This window comes from Propioniciclava tarda, assembly GCF_900182665.1.
Classification (GTDB): Bacteria; Actinomycetota; Actinomycetes; order Propionibacteriales; family Propionibacteriaceae; genus Propioniciclava; species Propioniciclava tarda.
In genome coordinates this window covers 39,739-63,318 of the sequence record NZ_FXTL01000018.1, presented here as the reverse complement: position 1 = coordinate 63,318, position 23,580 = coordinate 39,739, and the positions used below count along the sequence as shown (strand labels likewise).

The window sequence follows — 23,580 nt, the reverse complement described above, 5'->3', positions numbered from 1 at the left end:
CCCTCGGCTTCCGGAACCTCACCCACTACATCGCCAGATCACTACTCGAAACCGGCGGCTTCAGACCCCACCTACACCCTGGATTGTGAAGAGCCGGTTTGATTAGGCGGCGGTTGGCAGCGTAGCGGTGTAGCTGGTCTCGTACGCGATCGGTGTTCGGTAGCGGCACCAGGAGTGGCGTCGTTTGGTGTTGTAGCGGGTCAGCCATCTGAAGACCTGCCGGCGACAGCAGGGTGCGTTGGTCCAGCACGCGGCGTCTTGGAGGACCTCGCTTTTGAGGGCGGCGTTGAACGATTCCGCGAGGGCGTTGTCGGCCGACGTGCCGACGGCTCCCATCGACTGGGTGACGCCCAGCTTCCTGCACAGTCGGGCGTAGTCCTTCGACGTGTAGACCGACCCGTGGTCGCTGTGAAAGATCGCTCCGGCCAGGGAGCCGCGGGTCACGGCGGCAGCCTTGAGCGCGTCTTCGACAAGTTCGGTACGCATGTGGTCAGCGATCGCCCAGCCCGCGAGCCGACGGCTGAAGCAGTCGATGACGGTAGCCAGGTACAAGTTCCCCCCATCAGCGAGTGGCAGATAGGTGATGTCGCCCACATAGCGACGGTTCGGGGCATCGGCAGTGAAGTCCCTTTTGACCAGGTCGGGGACCTTCTGGTCGGCCTGGTCCGGGATCGTCGTGCGGACGCGTCGCTTCTTCACATAGCCGGCGATCCCCGCCCAGCGCATAACCCGAGCGACGCGCTTGTGGTTGACCCGCACACCAGCCGTGACCGTGTCGTTGAGTTCTGCCGTGACCCGCGGCGCTCCGACCGTGTTGTCGGCGGTATGGATCACCCGGATGCGTTCCGCCAGCGCCGCGTCCGCGGCCACCCGGGCCGGCGCCCCGGCCTTCCAGGCGTAGTAGGAGGAACGCTCGATCTCGACGAGCTCACACAGTCGCTTCACCTCGAAGGTGGCGGAGTTGACTGAGGCAGCTTTAGAGGAGACCTTTGCCAATGTATGACGACGACGAGGCGCGCGCCGGCGCGTTCAGGCAGGTCCTCGTCAACACCTTCGTGGCGAACGTCACCACCAGCTTCTTGTGGTTCTCGCTGACCTTCTGGATCTACCTCGAGAACCACAACGTCATGGCCACCGCCTTCCTCGGCGGCGGGTACATGCTCATGTTGGCTGTGATGGCGGTCCCGTTCGGTGGCCTCGTCGACCGGTGGCCCAAGAAGCGCGTGATGGTCGCGGCGCAGGTGATCACGGCCGTTGCGTTCAGCGTGGGCCTCGGCCTGTTCCTCGCCTTTCCCAGCAGCACGTTCTCGACCGTCGGCTCGTCTGGGTTCTGGCTGCTGGGCGGAATCGTGCTCGCAGGCGCCGTGGTCGAAAGCTCGCGCGACATCGCGCTCAAGACGACGGTCACCTTGCTCATCCCGCCCGCCGGACGGGACCGCGCCAACGGCTTCCTGGGCATGATCAGCGGCATGAGCTTCGCCGCCACGGCGGTGCTCGCCGGCCTCGTCGTCGGTCGCCTCGGCATGACCGCCGCCTTCGTGATCGCCGTCGCCTTGACGGTGCTGTCGCTGGCCCACGTGGCGACCGTCTGCATTCCCGAGCCGACGATCGTCCACGCCGAGGGGGTGCCGCGTCCGGTCGACTTCAAAGGCGCGATCGAGGGCGTCCGCTCGGTGCCGGGGCTGGGCTGGATGGTCTTCTTCGCCACCTTCAACAACCTCATCGGCGGTGTCTACCTGGCGCTCATGGACCCCTATGGCCTGACGCTCGTGCCCGTCGAGACGTGGGGGCTGATCTGGGGGGTCGTCAGCTTTGGATTCGTCCTCGGCGGGGCATGGGTGACGCGGTTCGGGCTCGGTCGGAGCCCCCTGCGCGCGATGATGCTGACCACCGCGCTGATGTGGTCGGTGGGCATCGTCTTCACCCTGCGCGAGAACTTGTGGCTGACCGTGCCCGGGATGGCGGTCTTCGTGGCCGTGATGCCCGTCTCCGAGGCCGCTGAGCACACCGTCTTGCAGCGGGGGGCCGTTTTCATCCTCGCCAGCACCGTCGGCCTGGTGATGACGTTGGTCGCGATGCGCTCGCGTCCATACCGTCGCATGTCGGACGCCTACGCGGCGGCCGCGCCGCCGGCCGAGTCCAGGCAGGACGCCGTGGGCTCGGGCTTCGCGGTGGGCCCGTTGAACCATCCGCCCGGTCTCGTGGGCTGAGGTCTGCTCGTGACCTTTGCTGGGTGTTCGCGAATTGTCGGACGCCCCTGGTAGACACGTCCTCCTAGCCCGGCAGGAGCATCTGTTGACCTCATCGAACCCGAAGCAAGCCGACCGAACGGCGGAGGCGTCCGAGCGCCGACGCGCGTTCGCCCAGGTGCTGGCGAACACGTTCGTGGCCAATCTGACCACGAGCTTCCTCTGGTTCGCGCTGGTCTTCTGGATCTACCTCGAGACCCGCAACGTGCTCGCGACCTCGTTGCTCGGCGGCACCTACATGCTGCTGCTCGCCGTGATGGGCGTCCCGTTCGGCGGTCTCGTGGACCGGTGGCGCAAGAAGAGCATCATGCTCGGCGCCCAGCTGGTCACGGCGGTGGCCTTCGCGATCGCGTTCGCGCTGTTCCTCATGCTGCCGACTTCGGCTTTCACCGACATCGGCTCGCCGGCGTTCTGGGCCCTCGGCCTCTTGGTGCTGGTCGGCGCCGTGGTCGAGAGCGCCCGCGGCATCGCCCTGTCGACGACGGTGACGCTGCTGGTGCCAGCGCCGGAGCGCGACAAGGCGAACGGCCAGGTCGGTATCGTGAACGGGCTGAGCTTCGCCGTCACGAGCGTGTTCAGCGGGCTCGCGGTCGGACGCCTCGGCATGACCTGGACGTTCGTCATCGCGGTCGCGCTCACGCTGCTGTCGCTGCTGCATCTGTGGACGGTCCGCATCCCCGAGCCGCAGGTCGTCCACGCCGACGGCGCGCCCCAGCCCGTGGACTTCGCCATGGCGTGGCGCATCGTCATCGGTGTGCCGGGGCTGGTCGCGCTGATCGTGTTCAGCGCCTTCAACAACCTCCTGGGCGGCGTCTTCATGGCGCTGATGGATCCGTACGGCCTGACCTTGGTGCCCGTCGAGGTGTGGGGCTTCATCTGGGGTGGGGTGAGCTTCGGCTTCATGATCGGCGGTGCCTGGGTGGCCAAGTTCGGGCTCGGCACCAAGCCCGTGCGGGCGCTGCTGCTGGCGAACGTGGTGATGTGGGTGATCGGCATCGGGTTCACGATCCGCGAGAACATCTGGCTGACGGTGGTCGGCATCCTGGCCTGGATGGCGATCATGCCCGTCGCCGAGGCGGCCGAGCAGACCGTCCTGCAGCGGGTGGTGCCCTACGAGAAGCAGGGCCGCGTCTTCGGCTTCGCGCAGGCGATCGAGGTGGCGGCGTCCCCGATCAGCGCCTTCATCGTCGGTCCGGTGGCGCAGTTCTGGCTGATCCCGTCCTTGGCGACCGCCGACGGCAAGGCGGCCTGGGGTTGGCTGCTGGGCGACGGTCAGGCCCGCGGTATCGCGGCGGTCTTCGTCATCGCGAGCGTCGTCGGGCTCGCGATCACGCTCGCGGCGCTGGTCTCGCGTCCGTACCGTCGCCTGTCGGACGCCTACGCGAACGCCCCCGTCCAGCCGGCCTCGGGCGATTCGCTGGGCATCGCGGGCGTCGACTAGAGTTGCGCCAAGGTCCCCGCGCGGTGGTACCTCGCCCAACTCCCCCAGGGCCGGAAGGCAGCAAGGGCAAGCGAGCTCTGTCAGGTGCGCGGGGGCCCCTTTGCGTCTCCGGGTGCCGGTGAGTGGATGAAGACCTCGCGGCCCGCGCTTCTTGTCAGTCCCACCCCGTAAGGTTCACCTCGTGAGCGACTCAGGATTCGACGACCTGTTCGGCTCGGCCGACGACGACGATCTCGACCTGCCCTCGCAAGACGGTCCCGACCTGTTTGGTCTCGAGCCCGACGAGCTGATCGTCACCCACGAGCCCCCATCGGTGGTCGACCTCGACCTTGATCTGGACGAGGACACGTTCGACGAGATCCCGATCGACCCCGACGATCCGGCGACCGCGGCGTCGGCGTCCGAACCGGTTTCGCTCCTGCCGCCGTCGCGCCCGAGCACCCCGCAGTCGAGGCCGGAGGCGCCGCTGGCGCTGTACCGGCGCTACCGTCCCGACACGTTCGCCGATGTCATCGGGCAAGACCACGTGACCGATCCGCTGCGCCGGGCGCTGCTCAACAACCGGGTCAACCACGCGTACCTGTTCTCGGGGCCGCGGGGCTGCGGCAAGACGACCAGTGCCCGCATCCTGGCGCGCTGCCTGAACTGCGACGAGGGCCCGACGCCGACGCCGTGCGGCGTCTGCCAGAGCTGCCGCGATCTGGCGCGCGGCGGCCCGGGTTCGATCGACGTCATCGAGATGGACGCCGCCACGCACGGCCTGGTCGACGACGCCCGTGATCTGCGCGAGCGGGCGTTCTTCTCGCCCGTGCACAGTCGCTACAAGATCTACATCATCGACGAGGCGCATCAGGTCACGAACGCCGGCTTCAACGCGCTGCTCAAGCTCGTCGAGGAGCCTCCGCCGCACGTCAAGTTCATCTTCGCCACGACCGAGCCCGAGAAGGTGCTGGGCACCATCCGGTCGCGCACGCACCACTACCCGTTCCGGCTCGTGCCGCCGAAGGTGCTGGCCGGCTATCTGGAGCAGCTGTGCACGGCCGAGGGGGTGGCCGTGGACAAGGCGGTGTTGCCGCTGGTGGTCCGGGCCGGGGCGGGCTCGGTCCGCGACTCGCTCTCGGTGCTCGACCAGCTGCTCGGCGGCGCCGCCGAGGGCGGCGTCTCGTACCGGCAGGCCACCGCGTTGTTGGGCTACACCCCCGACACGCTGCTCGACGAGATCATGGACGCCTTCGCCGCCGGCGACGCCGAGGGGGTGTTCGCCTGCATCGACAAGGTGATCGAGGTCGGCCAGGATCCGCGCCGCTTCGCCGAAGATCTGCTGCGTCGCCTTCGGGATCTCATCATCGTCGCGGCGGTCCCGGACGCCTTGACGTCCGGCCTCGTCGAGGTCTCCGGTGACCAGGCCGAGCGGCTGACGACGCAGGCGTCCGGCATGGGTCCGGGCGAGCTGACGAGGGCCGCCGAGGTGATCGCCAAGGGGCTCACCGAGATGCGCGGCACCACCGCCCCGCGGCTGCACCTCGAGCTCATGTGCGCCCGTGTCCTGCTGCCGGGGGCCGACGTCGACGCCCGCGGCGTCCACGCCCGGCTGGATCGGTTGGAGCGTCGCCTCAGCATGGTGGGGGAGGGCTCGCTGCCGGCAGGTCCGCGTGCGGCGGAGCAGGCGTCCGGACGCCGTCCCGCCGCGCCGACGACGGACGCGTCGCCTCGTGATCCGGTCGCCCCTGCTGGTCGGCCCGAAGCGCACCGCGACGCCCCTGAGCCCTACGGTTCGGCGCCCCAGTCGGAGCGTCCCCAGCCCGACACCGGACGCCCCGAGCCGCGCCAAGCGCAGCCCGGACGCCCCCAGGGCGACGCGGCCGATCCTGCCGCGCAGCGCCCGACCGCCGCGCGGCCTGCCTCCGAGCGTCCTGCCGACGACTGGCCCGATGCGCGGCTCCCTCAGCCTGCCGCGCCGCAGCCGAGCGGCCCTCGCCCAACCGCCGCTGACACTGCGGTCACCCCCCAGCCACAAGCCGACCAGGCGCCGGCGGCGTCCGGTGATCCCGGCAGCCTGACGACCGCCGATGTCCGGCGGATGTGGCCGCAGGTCCTGGACGCGGTGAAGGGACGCCGCCGCGTCACCTGGATCGTGTTGTCGCAGAACGCTCAGGTGCACTCGTTCGTGAACAACGTGCTCACGATCGCGCTGAACAACGCCGGCGCCCGTGAGACCTTCGGCCGCGGGGGCAGCCCCGACATCCTGCGCGAGTCTCTGATCGAGGTGCTGGGCATCGCCCCGACGATCGAGACAATCGTCGACGGCGGTGGCCCCACGCCGGACGCCGCCCCGTCGCGTCCTCAGCCGGACGCCGCCGCGGCGGCCCCCGCCCCGTACCGCCGCGACGAACGGGACGAGCCGCCGCCCGAAGACGACGAGCCCCACCCGCCCGAGCCCTCTGCCCCACCCGCGCCGAGCCCGGCGGCCCTGGCGAAAGAGAAGATCCGCAAGACGCAGCTGTCGCCACAGCCGCCCGAAGACGAGGTCGAGCAGACCCGCGACGACGTCGACCTCGACTCGAGCGACCTGGACGTCGAGGGCCTGCTCGCCCAAGAGCTGGGCGCCGAGCTGATCTTCGAAGACCCGCAACCCTGACCCGACGGCCCACCAGGGCCCTGACATACTGACGCGGCGGCGTCCGAACGACCCGTCCGGCGAAGAAAGGACGAAGCGATGAGCATGTTCAACCCCGAGGGCGGCTTCGACATGGGCGCGCTGCTGCAGCAGGCCCAGGCACTGCAGGAGCAGCTCAAGAACACCCAGGACGAGCTGGCGAACAAGCGCATCACGGGCTCGGCGGGCGGAGACCTGGTCGAGGTGACGATGTCGGGCACGCAGGAGCTGGTCGACATCACGATCAAGCCCGAGGCGTGCGACCCGGCCGACGTCGAATCGTTGCAGGACCTGATCGTGGCCGCCTTCCGCGACGCCGCGCACAAGGCCCAGGCGCTGGCGTCCGCGTCGTTGCCGCAGATCCCCGGCTTCTGAGCCGACCCCGAGCGAGAGCGTGACGTGTACGAAGGTCCCATCCAGGAGCTGATCGACGAGCTCGGACGGCTCCCCGGGATCGGCCCGAAGAGCGCCCAACGCATCGCCTTTTACCTGCTGCAGACCGACAAGGCCGACGTCGAGAAGCTGGCCCAGGCACTCGTGACGGTGGCCGAGAAGGTGCAGTTCTGCGACGTCTGCTTCAACATCTCCGAAGGGACGACCTGCCGCGTCTGCCGGGATCCGCGCCGCGACCGCACCTGTATCTGCGTGGTCGAGGAGTCCAAGGACGTGGCCGCGATCGAGCGCACCCGCGAGTTCCGGGGGCTCTACCACGTGCTGGGCGGGGCGATCTCGCCGATCGATCACGTGGGTCCGGGCGACCTGCACATCGCCGAGCTGCTGCGCCGCCTCCAGGACTCCACGGTCACCGAGGTCATTCTGGCCACCGACCCGAACCTTGAGGGCGAGGCCACGGCGACCTTCATCGCGCGCATGCTCGCGCCGACCGGCATCACGGTGTCGCGGCTCGCGTCCGGGTTGCCGGTGGGCGGCGATCTCGAATACGCCGACGAGGTCACGCTGGGTCGCGCCTTCTCCGGACGCCGCCGCGTCGGCGCCTGACCTAAGAAAACCCCTCTGAGTAGCCCAACAAGGTCGTTGGCCGTTCCCTCTGCGTTCATCTACCCGTAGCGTGTCTTCACACGGCGCCGTGACAGTGGTCACGGCGTCTGCCAGACCAAAGTCCCGAAGGGAAAGCCGTGAAGAAGTCCCCACTCGCTCTCGTTGCCGCAGCCGCCGTGCTGGGCCTCACCCTGTCCGGTTGTGGTGGTTCCGCCACGCCGGCATCGACCGGAAGCGCCGGGGGCGGCGCAGCTGCCGGGGCGTCCAAGGCGAAGACCGCCACGTCCGCTGCCGATCTCGGCGGCATGGACGCCCTCGTCGCGGCCGCCAAGGCCGAGGGCACGATCAACGTCATCGCCCTTCCCGACGACTGGGCCAACTACGGCCAGATCAAGAAGGACTTCGCCGCCAAGTACGGCATCAAGGTCAACTCGATCCTGCCGGACGCCTCGTCCAAGGAAGAGATCGACGCCGCCGAGAAGAACAAGGGCACCGCGAACGCTCCCGACGTCTTCGACCTCGGCACGGCCGTGACGATGGCGTCCACGAAGTACTTTGCGCCGTACAAGGTTGCTCAGTGGGACAAGATCCCGGCCGGCAACAAGGAGTCGACGGGCCTGTGGGTCAACGACTACACCGGCATCATGAGCGTCGGCTACAACGCCACCAAGTTCGGTGAGATCACCTCCCTCGACCAGCTGACCGATCCCAAGTTCAAGGGCCAGGTCGCGTTCAACGGCAAGCCCGCCGAGGCCGGCGCCGCGTTCAACGGCTTCCTGATGGTGAACAACGCCAACGGCGGCACGCTCGACAACCTGCAGCCCGGCCTCGACTGGGTCAAGAAGATGAAGCAGGCCGGCTCGCTGAACCTGGCCGACGTCACCGCAGGCACGATCGACGCGGGCACCCACGGCGTCGTCTTCGACTGGTCCTACAACCAGGTGTCGACGATCGCCCGCCTCAAGGCGAAGGGCGTCGACTGGAAGACGTTCGTCCCCAAGGGTGGCGAGATCGCGTCCTACTACAACCAGGCCATCAACGTGGACGCCCCGCACCCGGCCGCCGCGCGCCTGTTCCAGGAGTACCTGTACTCCGACGCCGGCCAGAACGCCTGGATCAAGGGCGGCGCCTCGCCGATCCTGTACGAGTCGATGAAGGCCGCTGGCACCATTGACGCCGCTTCCGCTGCGAACCTGCCGAAGGTCGACGGGACGCCCAAGACCCCGACCTCGGATCAGTCGAAGGCCGCGAACGACTTCCTGAAGAAGAACTGGGACGCCGCGGTCGCGTGAGCGTCGCGCCTTCCGTAACACCGACCCACAGCCGGGACGCCGCACCTGCGGCGTCCCGGCGTCGGGGGCCGTGGTTGAGCGTCGCGGGCACTGTTCCGTTCTTCGCCTACACGGCGATCTTCCTGGTGCTGCCGACGCTCCTGGTCGTGGTCGGCGCCTTCCGCAGCCGCGAGGGCGTGTTCACGCTCAACGGCATCACGCAGGCGCTGTCCGAGCGCACGATCGGCATCTTCATCAACTCGCTGGTCGTGTCGGCGGTGACGGCCCTGATCGGCGCCGTCGCGGGGGCCCTCATCGCGTACGCCCTGGCCACGGCTCCCTCGGGCAGCCTGATGCGGCGCACGTTCACGGCGTTCATGTCGGTCGTCGCCCAGTTCGGCGGGGTCATGCTGGCGTTCGCGTTCATCGCGACGATCGGCATCAACGGCATGGTGACCCGGCTGATGACCCAGACCGTCGGGTTCAGCCTCGATCCGGCCATGCTGTCGACGCTGTTCGGCGTCGGCGTGGTCTACATCTACTTCCAGATCCCGCTCATGGTGATCGTGTTCCTGCCCGCCCTGGACGGTCTCAAGCCGCAGTGGCGCGAGGCGACCGCGAACCTGGGCGGCACCGGCGTCACCTACTGGACGCGCGTCGCCGGACCCATCCTGCTGCCGTCCTTCCTGGGCTCCTATCTGCTGCTCTTCGCGAACTCGTTCTCGGCGTTCGCGACGGCGGCCGCGCTGATCAGCCAGCAGACGATCATCGTCCCGATGGAGATCGAGTCGGCCCTGCGCAACGAGAACGATCTCGGGATGGACGCCTACGCCCAGGCTCTCGCTCTGGGCATGATCATCGTCGTCGCCTTGGTGATGTGGGGCTACGCCGTCTTGGGTAGAAGGGCGTCGAGATGGCAGGCGTGAACGCCCGCGCCAAGAGCGGGGCGAAGACCTTCCGCGTGGTCGTCATCGCGCTGGCGTCCGTGTACTTCTTGCTCCCGCTGGTGTCGTTGGCGGACTTCTCGGTTCGCTTCCCCCTGACGGGCAAGGTGGACGCCAACGCCTGGCTCGCGCTGATCGCTCCGGACGACTCGGGGCGCCTGGACCTGCTGCGCGAGGGCCTGTTCAACTCGCTGGTGATGGCGGTGATGACGGTGGTGCTCGCCATCGGCATCCTGCTGCCGACGATGATGCTGGTGCGCCTGCGGTTGCCGAAGCTGTCGCGGATCGTCGAGTTCATCTGCCTGCTGCCGCTCACGATCCCGGCCGTCGTGCTGGTCGTCGGTCTGGCACCGATTTACGCGGTGATCTCGACGAAGATCCTGGACGCCAACACGATCTGGCTGGCGTTCGCGTACGTGATCTTGGTGCTGCCGTTCGTGTACCGCTCGCTGGACGCCGGCCTGCGCTCGATCGATCTGAAGACCCTGTCGGAGACGACGCGGTCGTTCGGCGGCTCGTGGTGGACGGTGCTGTGGCGGGTCATCGTGCCCAACGTGCGCAGCGCGATCGTGTCCGCCTGCTTCATCACGATCGCGGTGGTGCTGGGCGAGTTCACGTTCGCCCGGATGCTCGCCCGGACGAACCTGCAGACCTCGCTGTTCCAGATCAACCTGTCGGACGGTCAGGTGGCGGCGGCTGTGTCGCTGCTCTGCCTCGGCCTGACCACCCTGCTTCTCGTTGCGCTCGACCTCATCGTCGGGTTGGGTGAGCGTCGCCGTGCGCGCACTCTCGCGCCTGTCACTGTGGAGGACTGATGACCCAGACTTCGGCCAGCGCGGGGCGCGGCGTCCAGCTTCGGAACCTGACCCGGGTCTTCGGGTCGGTCCGGGCCCTGGACGACTTCTCGCTCGACATCGCGCCTGGCGAGCTGGTGGCGCTGCTGGGGCCGTCCGGCTGCGGCAAGACGACGGCGTTGCGTGCGCTGTCGGGCCTTGAGGACGTCGACTCCGGGTCGATCGTCGTCGACGGCGAGGACGTCACCGCGAAGCCAGCGAACCGCCGCGACATGGCGATGGTGTTCCAGTCGTACTCGCTGTTCCCGCACATGACGGTCGCGGGCAACATCGACTTCGCGTGCGAGTTGCGCAAGGTGGCGGGTGATCGGCGCAAGATCGTGGCCGAGAACCTCGAACTGGTTGGTCTCGGCACGCAGGCCGACCGGTACCCGCATCAGCTCTCGGGTGGTCAGCAGCAGCGCGTCGCGCTCGCGCGCGCCTTGGCGGTGCGGCCGAAGGTGCTGCTGCTGGACGAACCCCTGTCCGCCCTGGATGCCAAGGTGCGCGTCCAGTTGCGTGACGAGATCCGGCGCATCCAGCAGGAGGTCGGCATCACGACCCTGTTCGTGACCCACGACCAGGAGGAGGCCTTGGTCGTCGCCGACCGGGTTGGCGTGATGAGCAGCGGCAAGCTGATGCAGATCGGCGCCCCCGCGGACATCTACAGCCGTCCCGTGACGGGCTTCGTCGCCGACTTCATCGGCCAGACCAACAAGCTGCCGGGTCGCTCAGCTGGGTCGTCGGCGTCCGTGCTCGGGCAGACGGTTCCGCTGCTGCCGGGGTCGGCGTCCGGGGACGTCACGGTGCTGATTCGTCCGGAGAACATCACGCTGCGGCCCGCTGCGGGTGTCGCCGCCGACCGCGCCGGACGCGTCCAGATCACCGGTTTCCTGGGGTCGCACGCCAAGGTGCGCGTCGAGGTTCCGGGCGGGTTCGTGGTGGCTCAGCTGGGCGTGGGGGAGTCGTCCGGCCTGGCGCCCGGCGATGAGGTCGAGGTCATCCTCAAGGACGTCCCGGCCCTCGCGGTCGCCACGTCCTGACTCGATCGATTGCGTCCGCAGCCTCCCGCTGAGGCGTCGTTGCGCGATGAGGTCGGCGGACCGGTCCGGCGGTTGGCCACGGTGACGGCCCGTCTCTAGGGTCGAGGCCATGATCAGGCTCATCGCGACGGACCTGGACGGCACCCTGCTCACCTGGTCCGCGACCACCCCGCCGCGCTCGATCAGCCCGCGCACTCATGCCGCGCTGGAGGCCGCGCGCGAGGCGGGCGTCCTGGTCGTTCCGGTGTCCGGACGCCAGCCGTTTTCGATCGCGCACGGCGTCCGGGGCACCTACTTGGCCGAGGGGCCAGTGATCGGCGCGAACGGGGCCATCGGCGTCCACCTGGGGTCTGGTCAGGTCTTCTTCGAACGACTCGTGGACGCCGACGCGCAGTTCGCGCTGTTTGCGGGCCTGCGGACGCTCTTCCCGGACGTGCGCTGCGTGTCGGTGCGCGACGGCGGCAACGCGTTCTACCCGCAGCACGGCTACGTCGGACTGATGGATCCGGGCGACCACGGCCGTCACGAGCCCCTGCCCGAATTCGACCTCGACGACGTGCTGGCGGAGCCGTCGGTCAAGTTCGTCGTGCGGCATCCGTCCGTGTCACCGAGAGAACTGTTGGACGCCGCACGGTCGCTGGCGATCCCGGGGGTGCACTGCCTCACGTCGGGAACGCCCTTCTTGGAGGTGTCCGCCGAGGGCGTTCACAAGGGATCGGGACTCGCGGCGCTGTGCGCGCACCTCGGCATCGAGGCGTCCGAGGTCGTGGCGCTCGGCGACGAACTCAACGACGTCGAGATGCTGCGCTGGGCGGGGGTCGGCGTCGCGATGGCCAACGCGACCCCAGAAGCCTTCGCCGCGGCCGACGAGCGGACGGCGTCCAATGACGACGACGGCGTCGCGCTGGTGATCGAAAGGATTCTGGCTAGCCAGTAGGCGGTTCGGTTCGGTCAGCGCGGTGGGGGCTGCTGACCGTCTTCGAAAAGCCAACCACGTCGATCAGCACCTCAGCGATCAGCTTGAGCGCCACGAGCAGCAGCACGACCCTCACGCCCTTCGCCACGTCCGGCGACGTGGTGGCCGGGATGTTGACCAACAGCAGCCCGAGGATGACGGTCACGTGCAGCACCAGGATGCGCGGGTACGGCCACAACATGATGTCCACCGGCCCAAATTGCTTCTGAGCAGGCCCCACCAGGCGACGCCCGCGAGCAGCAGCAAGTTCGTCGCGAGGGTGAATCCGAGCCGCAGCAGGCGCGACGGCGGTACGCGCTGGGACCAAGACGAGACGCTCACGACGAGCAGTGAAGGGACGGCTCTTCTATCGGACGCCGCGACGGCCGGTCCAATCACCCCTCGGTTCGTCAGCGCTCCGGTCGGGATTTCTTCCGTCCGGACGCCGCGCGTAGACTGCGCAACACGTCCACAGGCGTCGATGGGGCCATCACCCCGGAGCTGCCGGAAGAACGGCTGATCAGTTGGCTGAGCCTGTCGAAGCCTGGGTTAGCTCATTAGAACCGGCCGTGGCGTGAACGAAGCGGGGACGTCCCCCGGGGTGTGGCGAGAGCTACGAACCGGACGCGTCCCAAGAAGGGTGGTACCGCGGGGCCGCCGGACGCCAGCGTCCAGACCTCGTCCCTTCGTCAGCACAGACGCCGCCCGGCGATGAACGACGAAGGATCGAGATGACCGCGCACGACGCGACCGAAGCAACGCCGCAGCCGACGGCGTCCGGACTCTACAAAGCCGTACCGCCGCAGGTGGACCTGCCGGCGATGGAGCGCGAGATCCTCGACCTCTGGGATGCCAATGGCACGTTCGCCGCGACCCTGGAGAAGACCGCCGACGGCGAGCCCTGGACGTTCTACGAAGGCCCGCCGACCGCGAACGGCATGCCCGGGACGCACCACATCGAGGCGCGCGTCTTCAAGGACGTCTTCCCCCGGTTCCGGACGATGCAGGGCTACCGCGTCGACCGCAAGGCCGGCTGGGACTGTCACGGCCTCCCCGTCGAGCTCGCCGTCGAGAAGGAGCTGGGCTTCAACGGCAAGCCCGACATCGAGGCCTACGGCATCGCCGCGTTCAACGCGCGTTGCCGCGCGTCGGTCAGCAAGCATGTGGACGCCTTCGTCGAGCTGACCCACCGGATGGGCTACTGGGTGAACCTGGACGACGCCTACTGGACGATGAAGCCGGAGTACGTCGAGTCGGAGTGGTGGGCGCTCAAGCAGATCTACGACAAGGGGCTCCTGAGCGAGGACTACCGCGTCGCCCCCTACTGCCCGCGCTGCGGCACGACCCTGTCGGACCACGAGCTGGCGCAGGGCTACGAGGACGTCATCGACCCGTCGGTGTACGTCCGCTTCCCGCTGACGTCCGGCCCGCTGGCGGGGAAGGCGTCCCTGCTGGTCTGGACGACCACGCCCTGGACGCTCGTCTCGAACACCGCCGCCGCGGCGCACCCGGACGTGACGTACGTCGTGGCGTCCGACGGCAACGAGACGCTGGTGCTCGCCGAGGAACTTGCCGAGAAGGTGCTCGGCGAGGGCTGGAAGCTCGGCCAGACCTTCGCCGGTAAGGAGATGGAGTATTGGCGCTACCAGCGTCCGTTCGAGCTGGTCGAGTTCCCCGACGTCGTCGGCGGGACGCACTACGTCATCATGGCCGACTACGTCACGACCTCGGACGGCACCGGACTCGTCCACGAGGCCCCCGCCTTCGGCGAGGACGACATGATCAGCTGCCGTGCCTACGGGCTGCCGATGGTGAACCCGGTCCGCCCGGACGGCACCTTCGACGCCGACCTCGACCTCGTCGGAGGAGTCTTCTTCAAGACCGCGGACGCCACCCTCGTCGCCGACCTCGACAAGCGCGGGCTGCTGTTCCGCGAGCTGCCCTACGAGCACAGCTACCCGCACTGCTGGCGCTGCGACACGGCGCTGCTCTACTACGCGCAGCCCAGCTGGTACATCCGGACGACCCAGGTCAAGGACGCCCTCCTGCGCGAGAACGACAACACCACCTGGTACCCCGAGCACATCAAGTACGGACGCTACGGCGACTGGCTCAACAACAACATCGACTGGGCGCTGTCGCGCAGCCGCTACTGGGGGACGCCGCTGCCGATCTGGCGCTGCGCCCACAAGCACGACACCTGCGTGGGCTCACGGGCCGAGCTGACCAAGCTCACGGGCAAGGATCAGAGCCAACTCGACCCGCACCGTCCGTTCGTGGACGAGGTGACGTTCCCGTGCCCGAACTGCGGCGAGATCGCGCACCGCGTCCCCGAGGTCATCGACGCCTGGTTCGACAGCGGCGCCATGCCGTTCGCGCAGTGGGGCTACCCGTACGTTTCCGGCTCGGAGGAGCAGTTCAAGAAGGCCTTCCCGGCCGACTTCATCTGCGAGGCCATCGACCAGACCCGCGGCTGGTTCTACTCGTTGATGGCCGTCTCGACGACGGTCTTCGACCAGAGCTCGTACAAGAACGTCCTCTGCCTCGGCCACATCCTCGCCGAGGACGGCCGCAAGATGAGCAAGCACCTCGGCAACATCCTCGAGCCGATCCCGCTGATGGACGCCCACGGTGCGGACGCCGTCCGCTGGTTCATGGCCGCCGGCGGCTCGCCGTGGGCGTCGCGCCGGGTGGGGCACTCGACGATCACCGAGACCGTGCGCAAGGTGCTGCTGACCTACTGGAACGCCGTTTCGTTCCAGAGTCTCTACGCACGCACCAACGGCTGGGCCCCGGTGGGGCAAGCCCCGGCGCTGGCGTCCAGGCCCGTCATGGACCGCTGGCTGGCCAGCGTCCGCAACGAACTGGTGCGCGACGTCACCGCCGCGCTGGAGAACTTCGACACCCAGCGCGCCGGCTCGCTCATCAGCGAGTTCGTCGACCAGCTGAGCAACTGGTACGTCCGGCGGTCGCGCCGCCGCTTCTGGGACGGCGATCCCGCCGCCCTCTGGACGCTCCACGAGACCCTGGACGCCGTCACGCGCCTCATGGCGCCGCTGGCACCCTTCGTCACCGAGCGCGTCTGGCAGGACCTGTTCGTCGCCGCCGTCCCGGACGCCCCCGCCTCCGTGCACCTGGCGTCGTGGCCGCTGGTGGACTCTGCCGCGATCGATCCCGAGTTGGACGCCGCGATGGACCTGACCCGTCGCCTCGTCGAGTTGGGGCGCGGCGCCCGCTCGGAGGCGAAGGTGAAGACCCGGCAGCCGCTCTCGCGGGTGCTGGTGCCGTCGAGCTCGTACGCCCGGTTGACGCCTGAGCTGATCGCCGAGATCGCGTCCGAGCTGAACGTCGGCGCGGTCGAGTCGTTCGCCTCGGCCGGCGACGTCGTCGACTACAGCGCCAAGGGCAACTTCCGCGCCCTGGGCAAGCGCTTCGGCAAGGACACCCCGAAGGTCGCCCAGGCCATCGCGGACGCCGACGCCGCGGCGCTGGCGTCCGCGCTAGCCGCGACGGGATCGGCGACGGTCGACTATGCCGGCGGCACGCCCGTGACGGCCGACGAGGTGATCGTGAGCGAGCGTCCGCGTGAGGGCTGGTCCGTGGTCAACGAGCAGGGTGAAACGGTCGCGCTCGACCTGACGATCACGCCCGAGCTGGCGCGGGCCGGACTGGCGCGCGAGGTCGTCCGGACGCTGCAGGAGACGCGGAAGGCGTCCGGCCTGCAGGTCTCGGACCGCATCTCGGTGCTCTGGCGCGCGACGGACGCCGACCTGGCGGCCGCCGTCCGGACGCACGCCGCGATGATCGCCGACGAGGTCTTGGCCGTTTCGCTCACGGAGGTGGATGCGTCCCGGTCAGACTGGGTGGCAGACGACGATCTGGGCCTAGCGGTGCAGATCGCCAAGGCCTGAGCCAGCTTCACGTGTGACTTTGTCGGCGACTATGCCAACAAAGTCACACGTGGGACGCGACGAAAGGGAGCGATGACCGAGCACGTGAACGTCGAGGTGCTGCGGGGTGCGCCCGTAGTTGATAGCAGAGGCGTCCGAATCGGGTCGGTCGGCGACGTCTACCTCGACGACGCGTCCGGCGAGGCCGCCTGGGCGACGATCAAGTCAGGACTCTTCCGGCGCCGGACCTGGTTCGTCCCGCTGGTCGGGGCGAGCTTCGACGGCAGCCTTCGCCTGCCGTTCACGAAGGACGCCGTCGTCGCGGCCCCCGATGTCCTGGAGGACGAGCACCTCTCCAGCGGGGAGGAGGCCGTGCTGTACGCCCACTTCGGGCTCGATCCGGCGATGCTCGGGCGAGAGGACGACTCCGAGCCGGGCCCCCTCACCGACCTTGACGCGCCCCTGCGCCGCGCAGAGCAGGCCGTGGAGGAGGCCGTCTCGACGGCTCACCGCGCCGATCCGTTGCGTGACGGCTCGTACGCGGGCGATGCGGCCAAGGCGCCGCTCGTCGACACGCCCGACCTGGAAGCGCACGATCACCGGCTCGCCGCGCAGGGCCACGCGCCTCAGGTGCAGTGGGCAGGCGTCCGCTACGAGGCGTCCAAGCCGGCGGCGTCCGGTGGCTGGCAGGCGTCCGAGTCGAAGCCGGTCGAACTGACAGGCGAGGACCTTGCTCAGCAGCGAGCAGCGGAACTCGATGTGATGACCCGCGAAGCGGCCTGGGATATCGCCCACGGGCGGCGTCCGGATCTGGATCTCGAAGACGACCTCTGAGCTGAAGCGGGAAGCTGGCGGAATAGGTATCGCTCTCCGAGACTCATTCCGCCAGCTATCAGAGGTGGGCGTCCCCGAGCTGTCGCAGCACCTCGTCCAGGGTGGCGGCAACGGCGAGAGTGTCGTCGAGGGGCATGACGGGGGTTTCGGTCAGCCCGGCCGCGATACACCTGGACGCCTCAGCGAGTTCGTGCGCGTAGCCGACGCCCAGTCGGGACGGCTCGACGGTGACGTCCTCCACGCCCGGGCGGTGGACCACGAACCGCGGTAGGCGGTGGAAGCGGGGGAGGACGTCGATCCAGCCCTCGGTGCCCATGATCGCCATCCGGCCCGGGCCGTAGGTGGTGAACGCGATGCCGAGCGAGGCGAACCGTCCGCCGTCGTAGCCGAGCAGCATGCCGACCTCGCCCTCGACGCCGTTCGGCAGGCGCCCGCCGACGGCGGAGACGCGCGTCGGCGTCCCCAGGAACCACTGGGCGAACGCGACGACGTAGACGCCGAGGTCGAGCACCGCCCCGCCACCCGCGGCCGGGTCGAACAGCCGATCGGTCGGGTCGAACGCTCGGAAGGCGGTCAGGTCGCCCTGCACCGAGCGCACGTCGCCGATGGCCCCAGCGTCCACCAGCTTCTTCAGTTCGGACGCCGACGGCAGGAACCGCGTCCACATGGCTTCGGCGCAGAACACCTCCGCCGCCCGGGCCGCCTCGATCACGGCCCGGGTGTCAGCCAGCGAAGCTGTGAACGCCTTCTCGACCAGGACGCCCTTGCCAGCCGCGATCGCGGCCAGCGCCACGGACGCGTGCGACGTGTGCGGCGTCGCGATGTATACGGCGTCCACGTCGCCGGACGCCCAGAGCTCGTCGTAGGTGCAGCCGCGCGCGCCGAACGGCATCGCGAACTCGGAGGCTTTCGAGGCGTCCCGCGACGCGACGGCGACCAGCTCGGCGTCGGGGACGTGTGCGAACTCGGCTGCAAAGACTGCGGCCATCTTGCCGGTGCCGGCGATGGCCCAACGGACGGTCATCGCCGGCCTCAGTACGGGGGAGGCTGGCGGCGTCCGCGGCGCTGATATCCGCCCAGCAGGCTGCTCGCCACGATCGCCGCGATGATCACCCAGAAGCCGCCATTCCCCGTCACGAACAGCAGGATCGCCACCGGCCAGATGAGCGCATGAATCGTGGACAGGGTCTTCGGGTTCAAGCTCGACAGCGGGCCCTGCGAGGTGGGAACGACCGTGCCGGAATAGGTCGGAGGCGTCTGCTGATACGGCGTCTGGTAGGTCGGCGCGCCCGGCTCGGGGGCGTAGGTCGGGGCCGACGTCGTGCCGCCCGGGTAGGTGTTCCAGGTCGGTTGCGCCATGTTGAGGTACAGCGGATGCGGCGCCGGAAGGTCGGTGAAGAGCGGCACGACATCGGACGCCGTCAGCGCGGCCCGCGCGGCGTCCGAGCGCTGGGCGAACTCGTCGCCGCTGAGGCGTCCGGCGTCGAGATGGGCGCGCAGGGCGGCGACGGCGGCTTCACGTTCGCCGTCGGACAGCCGCTGCGGGAAAGAGGCCGGGGAGGTCATGGCCTCCATGGTAGGTGAGGCGCTGCCACCGAGCCCCTGGGGACCGGCGCCGAAGGCGTCCGGACGAGGCGCCAGCCTGCGAAATCGGCCAGAGGACGTGATGACTTATGGCACAGTAGAGCCGTTTTTCCACCAAGGAGGATTCGTGCGCGTTGTGCAGAAGTTCGGCGGCTCGTCCGTTGCGGACGCCGAGAGCATCAAGCGGGTCGCGAAGCGCATCGTCGACACCAAGGAGCAGGGCAACGAGGTGACGGTCGTGGTGTCCGCGATGGGGGACACCACCGATGAACTGCTCGACCTCGCGCAGCGGGTGTCGCCCAAGCCGCGCTCGCGCGAGCTCGACATGCTGCTCAGCGCAGGCGAGCGCATGTCGGCGGCGCTGCTGGCCATGGCGATCAACGACCTCGGACACACGGCTCGCTCGTTCACCGGGTCGCAGGCAGGCGTCATCACGACCGCCAAGCACGGCGACGCGCGGATCATCGACATCACGCCCGGGCGCATCGAGACGGCGCTCGGCGACGGCGACATCGTGATCGTGGCCGGGTTCCAGGGCGTTTCTCAGTCCACCAAGGACGTCACCACGCTCGGCCGCGGGGCGTCCGATACGACGGCCGTGGCGCTGGCGTCCGCGCTGAAGGCGGACTACTGCGAGATCTACTCCGACGTCGACGGCGTCTTCACCGCGGACCCGCGCGTGGTGCCGGGGGCGCAGCAGATCCCCGAGATCGCGTTCGAGGAAATGATGGAGCTGGCCGCCAACGGCGCCAAGATCCTGCACCTGCGCTGCGTCGAGTACGCCCGGCGCGAGAACGTTCCGGTGCACGTGCGCTCGTCGTTCAGCGACAAGCCCGGCACCTGGCTCAAGGACGCATCCGACATCAAGAAGAAGGAGTCAGGCATGGAGAACCCGATCATCACCGGTGTCGCCCAGGACAAGGCCCTGGCGAAGGTCACCGTCGTCGACGTGCCGGACCGTCCGGGCGAGGCCGCTCAGGTCCTGGAGACCGTTGCGGGCGCCGGCATCAACATCGACACCATCACCCAGAACCAGTCGGTCTCGGATGACACCACGGCCATCACGTTCACGGTCCCGCAGGGCGACCTGACCAAGGCCCTGGACGCCCTCGCCGCGGCCCGCGAGTCCATCGGGTTCTCGAAGACCCTGTCGGACGACAGCGTCGGCAAGGTGTCCATCGTGGGCGTCGGCATGCGCACCACGCCCGGCGTTGCGGCGACGTTCTTCAAGGCCCTCGCGGACGCCGACGTGAACATCCAGCTCATCTCGACGTCCGAGATCCGGATCTCTGTCGTCATCGCCGAAGGTGATGTCGACAAGGCCGTCCGCGCCGCCCACACCGCCTTCGGGCTGGACGGGTCGGACGCGGCGGTTGTCTATGCAGGAACCGGTCGCTGACGCGTCCGCTTCCTGCATGGGGGCGAATCTGCCGCAAGCGGCAGCTTCTTGCGATGCAGGAACCGGTCGCTGACGCGTCCGCTTCCTGCATGGGGCGGAGCCAGCTACCCGTCCGGCCCCATGCGAGTACTGGCGGAAGCGACGGTCAAGTCAGAGCGTCAGGGTCTCGCACACTAGGCCGTACCTTGCAGAGAGTGGCCCGAGCATGTGAGTGGGTCAGTCCGCCTGGTCGATCGGTGACTGGTGGTCGGGCATGTCGCCCGTGATGTTGGACCCGTCCCGATGTGAGATCTTCCACGCCTGGACGGCGGCCTCGGAACCGAAGTAGAAGACAACGATCCACTGAAACGCCGTGACGAGTTGCGCACGCATGTCGCCGGGGATGCGAGCGGTGATTGCTGTCGGGAATAGCAAGAGGCCGAGAAAGACAGAGCGATGCTCACGGCAAGGCCTCCTCGTAGGGTTCCCGTTGCGCGAGCGAAGACGAAGAGCAGGATCATTGCTACTCCACCGACTCCGACTGTCAGCCACAGGTCAGGCTTGAGCGCGGCTACCAAGAAGTCGGCTGGCTTGATGCTCCCCAACTGGATTGCACCCACATGAGACTGGTGGCCTTCCGGTAGCCGCCGTCCGAAGACGGTGTCAGTGGAGCAGTACTCGTAGTTCGAAGCGTCCCCTCGGGCGACGGCTTCACGGAAGTAGTCCTGGCAGTAGCCGATCCCTTGCCCGTCCCTCGTCGTGTAGATCACCTCTCGGGGCAGCGCCTCTGCGACAGTTCCGGCGTAGGCGGCTAGAAGCCATAGCACCAGGGCCGCAACAAGCCATCCGTTTGTCAGGTTGAGGGGCGGCCGTCGGCGCGGGTCGGTGCGTGAGGCCTTGTCCGGCCCCTTGGGCTTCTCGCTCTCCGCGTTGGTGTCCGTCATGGTGCTCCCTCTCGAGGCTGCACGCGAATGCCTGATGCTGGCAATCCTTCGGCCCGATCGCACGAGGTGCCAACTACTGCTACCCCGGTCGACTGGTAGCCGGTCGAGGGGATCAGCTTCGAACGGGGCGCGTCCAAGCGAGGTCCATGACATGGCTGCGGGACGCGATGGCTCATCCGCCGGTGGGTTTGAGCCAGGACGCGGTCAGCCTGGACCAGCCTCACGACACGACATTGATCTGGCTGCCATCGAAGTCGACCATGATGCAGCCGTCGCTGATGTGGCGCCCCCTGCGCAGCCGGACTCGTTCAGATCGGCGTCCACTAACATGCATGCTGGCGTCCGCGCCGAGGCCCCATAGCTCAGGGGATAGAGCAGAGGTTTCCTAAACCTTGTGTCGCAGGTTCGAATCCTGCTGGGGTCGCCGCTCCTGACTAGGTCATTTAGCCTCACTGACTAGGCCTTTTAGGCTCCACGGGTCGCTCATGCCAGATCCCCCGAGTGCCCGCGAGTGGACACGAAACGCCCTCGCTATCGCACGTTTATCGCACGACGTAGGCTGTCTGACGAGGAGGCAGGCCGATGGTTGAGCGACGACGAGGGTTTGGCTACATCCGGAAGTTGCCGTCGGGGCGGTACCAGGCGTCGTACTTGGGCCCTGACCAAGTGAGGCACAACGCGCCCATCACGTTCGAGGCGAAGATCGATTGCGAGGGCTGGCTCGCGACCGAGCGCCGACTGATCGAGCGGGACGAGTGGATTGCTCCGGCGGAGCGAGCTGGCATCGAAGCTGCCGCGCAAAGGGCGGCTGCCGAGACGGTAAGGACGTACGCCGAACGGTGGCTGGCCGAGGGGGTGTCTCGCGGACGATTGAGGCCGCTCACGGCACTCGACTACCGGCGGAGTCTTGAGCTGCACATCCTGCCGACGCTAGGTGACGTGCGCCTGTCTGAGGTGACCCGCGGAACCGTGCGGGCCTGGCACGACACCACGATGGCGAATACCGCGCCGCGAGCTCGCTCCAAGGCCTACGCACTGTTGCGGACGGTCATGAACAACGCCGTGCAGGATGAGCTGATCGCTGCATCCCCGGTGCAGATCCGCGGCGCCGGAGTCGCACGTCGTAAGCACGAGATCGAGCCGGCGTCGCTCTCTGAACTGGACGCCATCGTGGCCGCAATGCCGGAGCGTCTGGGGCTCACGGTGCTGCTCGCGACGTGGTGCGCGCTGCGCTACGGCGAGGTGGCCGAGCTGCGACGCAAGGACGTCACGCTCTCGTCCGGCCAGCTCCGTGTCGCGCGATCGGTGAGCTTCCTGCCGGGTGGCACCCAGGTGGGCCCGCCCAAGACCAAGGCCGGCGCCCGGCGGGTGGCGGTACCTCCGCACGTCCTCCCCGCGCTCGAGCGCCACCTCAAGGCGTTCGTGAAGTCGGACGCCAACGCACTGCTGTTCCCCGGCGAGGCCGGCGGACACCTGCACGAGTCGGTGCTCTTCAAGCACTGGGACCGTGCGCGCCGATCGGTCGGACGGGCCGACCTCCGCTTCCACGACCTCCGACATACCGGGGCCACCTTGGCAGCCCAGGCCGGCGCGACGACAGCGGAACTCCAAGCCCGCCTCGGTCACGCCACCCCGGACGCGGCGATGATCTACCAGCACGCCGCGCGGGGGCGTGACCAAGAATTGGCTGCGCGATTGAGCCTTCTCGCAATTCGCACCGAAGCCGAGTAGGAGTTCAGAATCTCGTATCCTCCGCCAATGCGATCCGCGCCACAACGAGGCTAAACACTGCTCTTTTCGAACTTGTTCGATTTTTGTCCTACGACTTTCTGCGCTATCTGTGCGCTAAGAACCTGGCTTGGAGACCTTGCGGGGGTAGAGGCCAGGCGCAGGCGCCCATCACCACAGAGCCTCGTCGAGCGGCCCCCCAACCTGGGCTGTGAGGTCTCAAAGGGGCACCATGCGGCAACCTCGGCCTGCGTTTCACCTGACGAATCTCCAACCTCGTTGCCGTCGGGTGGGCCTTTTGCAGCCGCCTCGCGCTGGTGTGAACGCCCTGCCCCCGCGCCCGGCCGCAGACCTGTGTACAACATCGGGGGCCAGGTGGACCAAAACCGTTACAGACGCCCCGGTCAGAATCCGCCGTGCGTTCGACGTGATCTGCGGGTTCGAGCTGGATGGTGGGGTGAGTGACGGCGCAGTTCTCGGTGAGGATCTGGCGTGTCGAGTCCAGCACGCGATGCCACGTGGCGTCGTCGTCGGCAACGATGTGCACGGTCGCGACCTCCATCCCGCTTGTCAGGGTCCAGATGTGGAGGTCGTGGACCTCCCCTACCCCGGGCACAGCGGCTAGCTCTGCCGTTGCCTTGTCGACGTCGATCCCGGGGGTGCGACCTCCATGAGGATCCGCAGGGCCTGGCGCATCAGGTTCCAAGTGCGGGGCAGGATGAGCAGCCCGATCGCGACCGCGACGATCGCGTCGATGAAGCGGAATCCCGTGAGCGTGAGGTTGATCGCGCCGACGATGACCCGATAGAGCCGAGCATGGCGGAGCACCTC

20 protein-coding genes, 1 tRNA gene, 1 other RNA gene and 1 pseudogene are annotated in these 23,580 nt (G+C 68.3%); 16 read left to right on the top strand and 7 right to left on the bottom strand.

The window, feature by feature from the left end; genetic code table 11:
- Positions 1 to 102: 102 nt before the first annotated feature.
- Positions 103 to 963 (bottom strand): annotated as a pseudogene (locus FN821_RS12220) (IS3 family transposase); the annotation flags it as partial.
- 32 nt (positions 964 to 995) lie between these two features.
- Here FN821_RS12220 and FN821_RS12215 point away from each other — a divergent pair.
- From FN821_RS12215 to FN821_RS12165, 11 genes are all read left to right on the top strand, one after another.
- On the top strand, positions 996 to 2,210 hold the full coding sequence (locus FN821_RS12215; protein ID WP_131172848.1) for an MFS transporter: 1,215 nt from the start codon (positions 996 to 998) through the stop codon (positions 2,208 to 2,210).
- A gap of 85 nt (positions 2,211 to 2,295) precedes the next feature.
- Positions 2,296 to 3,690, top strand: a complete 1,395-nt coding sequence (locus FN821_RS12210; protein ID WP_131172849.1) for an MFS transporter — start codon at positions 2,296 to 2,298, stop codon at positions 3,688 to 3,690.
- Between the two features lie 7 nt (positions 3,691 to 3,697).
- An RNA gene (ffs, locus tag FN821_RS12205) (signal recognition particle sRNA small type) lies at positions 3,698 to 3,794 on the top strand.
- Between the two features lie 101 nt (positions 3,795 to 3,895).
- Entirely contained in the window at positions 3,896 to 6,328 is a 2,433-nt protein-coding gene (locus tag FN821_RS12200) for a DNA polymerase III subunit gamma and tau (RefSeq protein WP_421958055.1), read from the top strand.
- A 78-nt stretch (positions 6,329 to 6,406) separates the two neighbouring features.
- On the top strand, positions 6,407 to 6,721 hold the full coding sequence (locus tag FN821_RS12195; RefSeq protein WP_241660243.1) for a YbaB/EbfC family nucleoid-associated protein: 315 nt from the start codon (positions 6,407 to 6,409) through the stop codon (positions 6,719 to 6,721).
- A gap of 24 nt (positions 6,722 to 6,745) precedes the next feature.
- Positions 6,746 to 7,345 carry a recombination mediator RecR gene (gene recR, locus FN821_RS12190; protein WP_131172851.1) on the top strand — a complete coding sequence of 200 codons (600 nt, stop codon included), beginning with the start codon at positions 6,746 to 6,748 and terminating at the stop codon, positions 7,343 to 7,345.
- Between the two features lie 137 nt (positions 7,346 to 7,482).
- Positions 7,483 to 8,637, top strand: coding sequence for an ABC transporter substrate-binding protein (locus tag FN821_RS12185; RefSeq protein ID WP_131172852.1), 1,155 nt, complete (start codon positions 7,483 to 7,485; stop codon positions 8,635 to 8,637).
- Positions 8,634 to 9,542: an ABC transporter permease gene (locus FN821_RS12180; RefSeq protein ID WP_221929120.1), complete on the top strand. Its 909-nt coding sequence runs from the start codon at positions 8,634 to 8,636 to the stop codon at positions 9,540 to 9,542. Before FN821_RS12185 ends, FN821_RS12180 begins: the two co-directional genes overlap by 4 nt.
- Positions 9,530 to 10,375 (top strand): ABC transporter permease, encoded by an 846-nt coding sequence (locus FN821_RS12175; protein WP_131172853.1) that lies wholly within the window; start codon positions 9,530 to 9,532, stop codon positions 10,373 to 10,375. The genes FN821_RS12180 and FN821_RS12175 overlap by 13 nt, the downstream gene beginning before the upstream one ends.
- Positions 10,375 to 11,436: an ABC transporter ATP-binding protein gene (locus tag FN821_RS12170; RefSeq protein ID WP_131172854.1), complete on the top strand. Its 1,062-nt coding sequence runs from the start codon at positions 10,375 to 10,377 to the stop codon at positions 11,434 to 11,436. The genes FN821_RS12175 and FN821_RS12170 overlap by 1 nt, the downstream gene beginning before the upstream one ends.
- Positions 11,437 to 11,545: 109 nt before the next feature.
- Positions 11,546 to 12,373: a Cof-type HAD-IIB family hydrolase gene (locus FN821_RS12165; protein WP_131172855.1), complete on the top strand. Its 828-nt coding sequence runs from the start codon at positions 11,546 to 11,548 to the stop codon at positions 12,371 to 12,373.
- On the opposite strand, the gene FN821_RS12160 is transcribed toward FN821_RS12165, so the two are convergent.
- Positions 12,363 to 12,632: a DUF6498-containing protein gene (locus FN821_RS12160; protein ID WP_277751034.1), complete on the bottom strand. Its 270-nt coding sequence runs from the start codon at positions 12,630 to 12,632 to the stop codon at positions 12,363 to 12,365. The two genes, FN821_RS12165 and FN821_RS12160, sit on opposite strands and share 11 nt — an antisense overlap.
- A gap of 490 nt (positions 12,633 to 13,122) precedes the next feature.
- Between FN821_RS12160 and ileS the strand changes: the two genes are divergently transcribed.
- A complete protein-coding gene (ileS, locus tag FN821_RS12155) occupies positions 13,123 to 16,302 on the top strand; it encodes an isoleucine--tRNA ligase (RefSeq protein WP_131172857.1) in 3,180 nt (1,059 codons plus the stop codon).
- 72 nt (positions 16,303 to 16,374) lie between these two features.
- Positions 16,375 to 17,115, top strand: a complete 741-nt coding sequence (locus FN821_RS12150; RefSeq protein WP_131172858.1) for a PRC-barrel domain-containing protein — start codon at positions 16,375 to 16,377, stop codon at positions 17,113 to 17,115.
- A 58-nt stretch (positions 17,116 to 17,173) separates the two neighbouring features.
- Here FN821_RS12150 and FN821_RS12145 read toward each other — a convergent pair whose 3' ends face one another.
- Complete coding sequence (locus FN821_RS12145) at positions 17,174 to 18,139, bottom strand: Gfo/Idh/MocA family protein (RefSeq protein WP_131172859.1); 966 nt, start codon at positions 18,137 to 18,139, stop codon at positions 17,174 to 17,176.
- Positions 18,140 to 18,147: 8 nt separating this feature from the next.
- Positions 18,148 to 18,681 carry a DUF1707 SHOCT-like domain-containing protein gene (locus FN821_RS12140; RefSeq protein WP_165489363.1) on the bottom strand — a complete coding sequence of 178 codons (534 nt, stop codon included), beginning with the start codon at positions 18,679 to 18,681 and terminating at the stop codon, positions 18,148 to 18,150.
- 145 nt (positions 18,682 to 18,826) lie between these two features.
- On the opposite strand from FN821_RS12140, the gene FN821_RS12135 reads away from it, so the two are divergent.
- Positions 18,827 to 20,098 (top strand): aspartate kinase, encoded by a 1,272-nt coding sequence (locus tag FN821_RS12135; RefSeq protein ID WP_241660244.1) that lies wholly within the window; start codon positions 18,827 to 18,829, stop codon positions 20,096 to 20,098.
- A gap of 216 nt (positions 20,099 to 20,314) precedes the next feature.
- Here the strand turns inward: FN821_RS12135 and FN821_RS14320 are convergent, their stop codons facing one another.
- Complete coding sequence (locus FN821_RS14320; protein WP_165489364.1) at positions 20,315 to 20,470, bottom strand: hypothetical protein; 156 nt, start codon at positions 20,468 to 20,470, stop codon at positions 20,315 to 20,317.
- Between the two features lie 902 nt (positions 20,471 to 21,372).
- On the opposite strand from FN821_RS14320, the gene FN821_RS12130 reads away from it, so the two are divergent.
- Both FN821_RS12130 and FN821_RS12125 read left to right on the top strand, forming a co-directional pair.
- Positions 21,373 to 21,445, top strand: a tRNA-Arg gene (locus FN821_RS12130).
- Between the two features lie 158 nt (positions 21,446 to 21,603).
- A complete protein-coding gene (locus FN821_RS12125; protein ID WP_131172862.1) occupies positions 21,604 to 22,752 on the top strand; it encodes a tyrosine-type recombinase/integrase in 1,149 nt (382 codons plus the stop codon).
- 103 nt (positions 22,753 to 22,855) lie between these two features.
- On the opposite strand, the gene FN821_RS15120 is transcribed toward FN821_RS12125, so the two are convergent.
- Both FN821_RS15120 and FN821_RS14775 read right to left on the bottom strand, forming a co-directional pair.
- Positions 22,856 to 23,365 (bottom strand): cation transporter dimerization domain-containing protein, encoded by a 510-nt coding sequence (locus FN821_RS15120; protein ID WP_479681059.1) that lies wholly within the window; start codon positions 23,363 to 23,365, stop codon positions 22,856 to 22,858.
- A 5-nt stretch (positions 23,366 to 23,370) separates the two neighbouring features.
- On the bottom strand, positions 23,371 to 23,577 hold the full coding sequence (locus FN821_RS14775) for a hypothetical protein (RefSeq protein ID WP_241660245.1): 207 nt from the start codon (positions 23,575 to 23,577) through the stop codon (positions 23,371 to 23,373).
- Between the last annotated feature and the right edge of the window lie 3 nt (positions 23,578 to 23,580).

Coding starts and splice junctions, on each gene's coding strand:
- ileS (WP_131172857.1), top strand. CDS start 13,123: ATGACCGCGCACGACGCGACCGAAGCAACGCCGCAGCCGACGGCGTCC.
- FN821_RS14320 (WP_165489364.1), bottom strand. CDS start 20,470: ATGCGTGCGCAACTCGTCACGGCGTTTCAGTGGATCGTTGTCTTCTAC.
- FN821_RS12215 (WP_131172848.1), top strand. CDS start 996: ATGTATGACGACGACGAGGCGCGCGCCGGCGCGTTCAGGCAGGTCCTC.
- FN821_RS12170 (WP_131172854.1), top strand. CDS start 10,375: ATGACCCAGACTTCGGCCAGCGCGGGGCGCGGCGTCCAGCTTCGGAAC.
- FN821_RS12125 (WP_131172862.1), top strand. CDS start 21,604: ATGGTTGAGCGACGACGAGGGTTTGGCTACATCCGGAAGTTGCCGTCG.
- FN821_RS12150 (WP_131172858.1), top strand. CDS start 16,375: ATGACCGAGCACGTGAACGTCGAGGTGCTGCGGGGTGCGCCCGTAGTT.
- FN821_RS12195 (WP_241660243.1), top strand. CDS start 6,407: ATGAGCATGTTCAACCCCGAGGGCGGCTTCGACATGGGCGCGCTGCTG.
- FN821_RS12140 (WP_165489363.1), bottom strand. CDS start 18,681: ATGACCTCCCCGGCCTCTTTCCCGCAGCGGCTGTCCGACGGCGAACGT.
- FN821_RS12175 (WP_131172853.1), top strand. CDS start 9,530: ATGGCAGGCGTGAACGCCCGCGCCAAGAGCGGGGCGAAGACCTTCCGC.
- FN821_RS12165 (WP_131172855.1), top strand. CDS start 11,546: ATGATCAGGCTCATCGCGACGGACCTGGACGGCACCCTGCTCACCTGG.
- FN821_RS12145 (WP_131172859.1), bottom strand. CDS start 18,139: ATGACCGTCCGTTGGGCCATCGCCGGCACCGGCAAGATGGCCGCAGTC.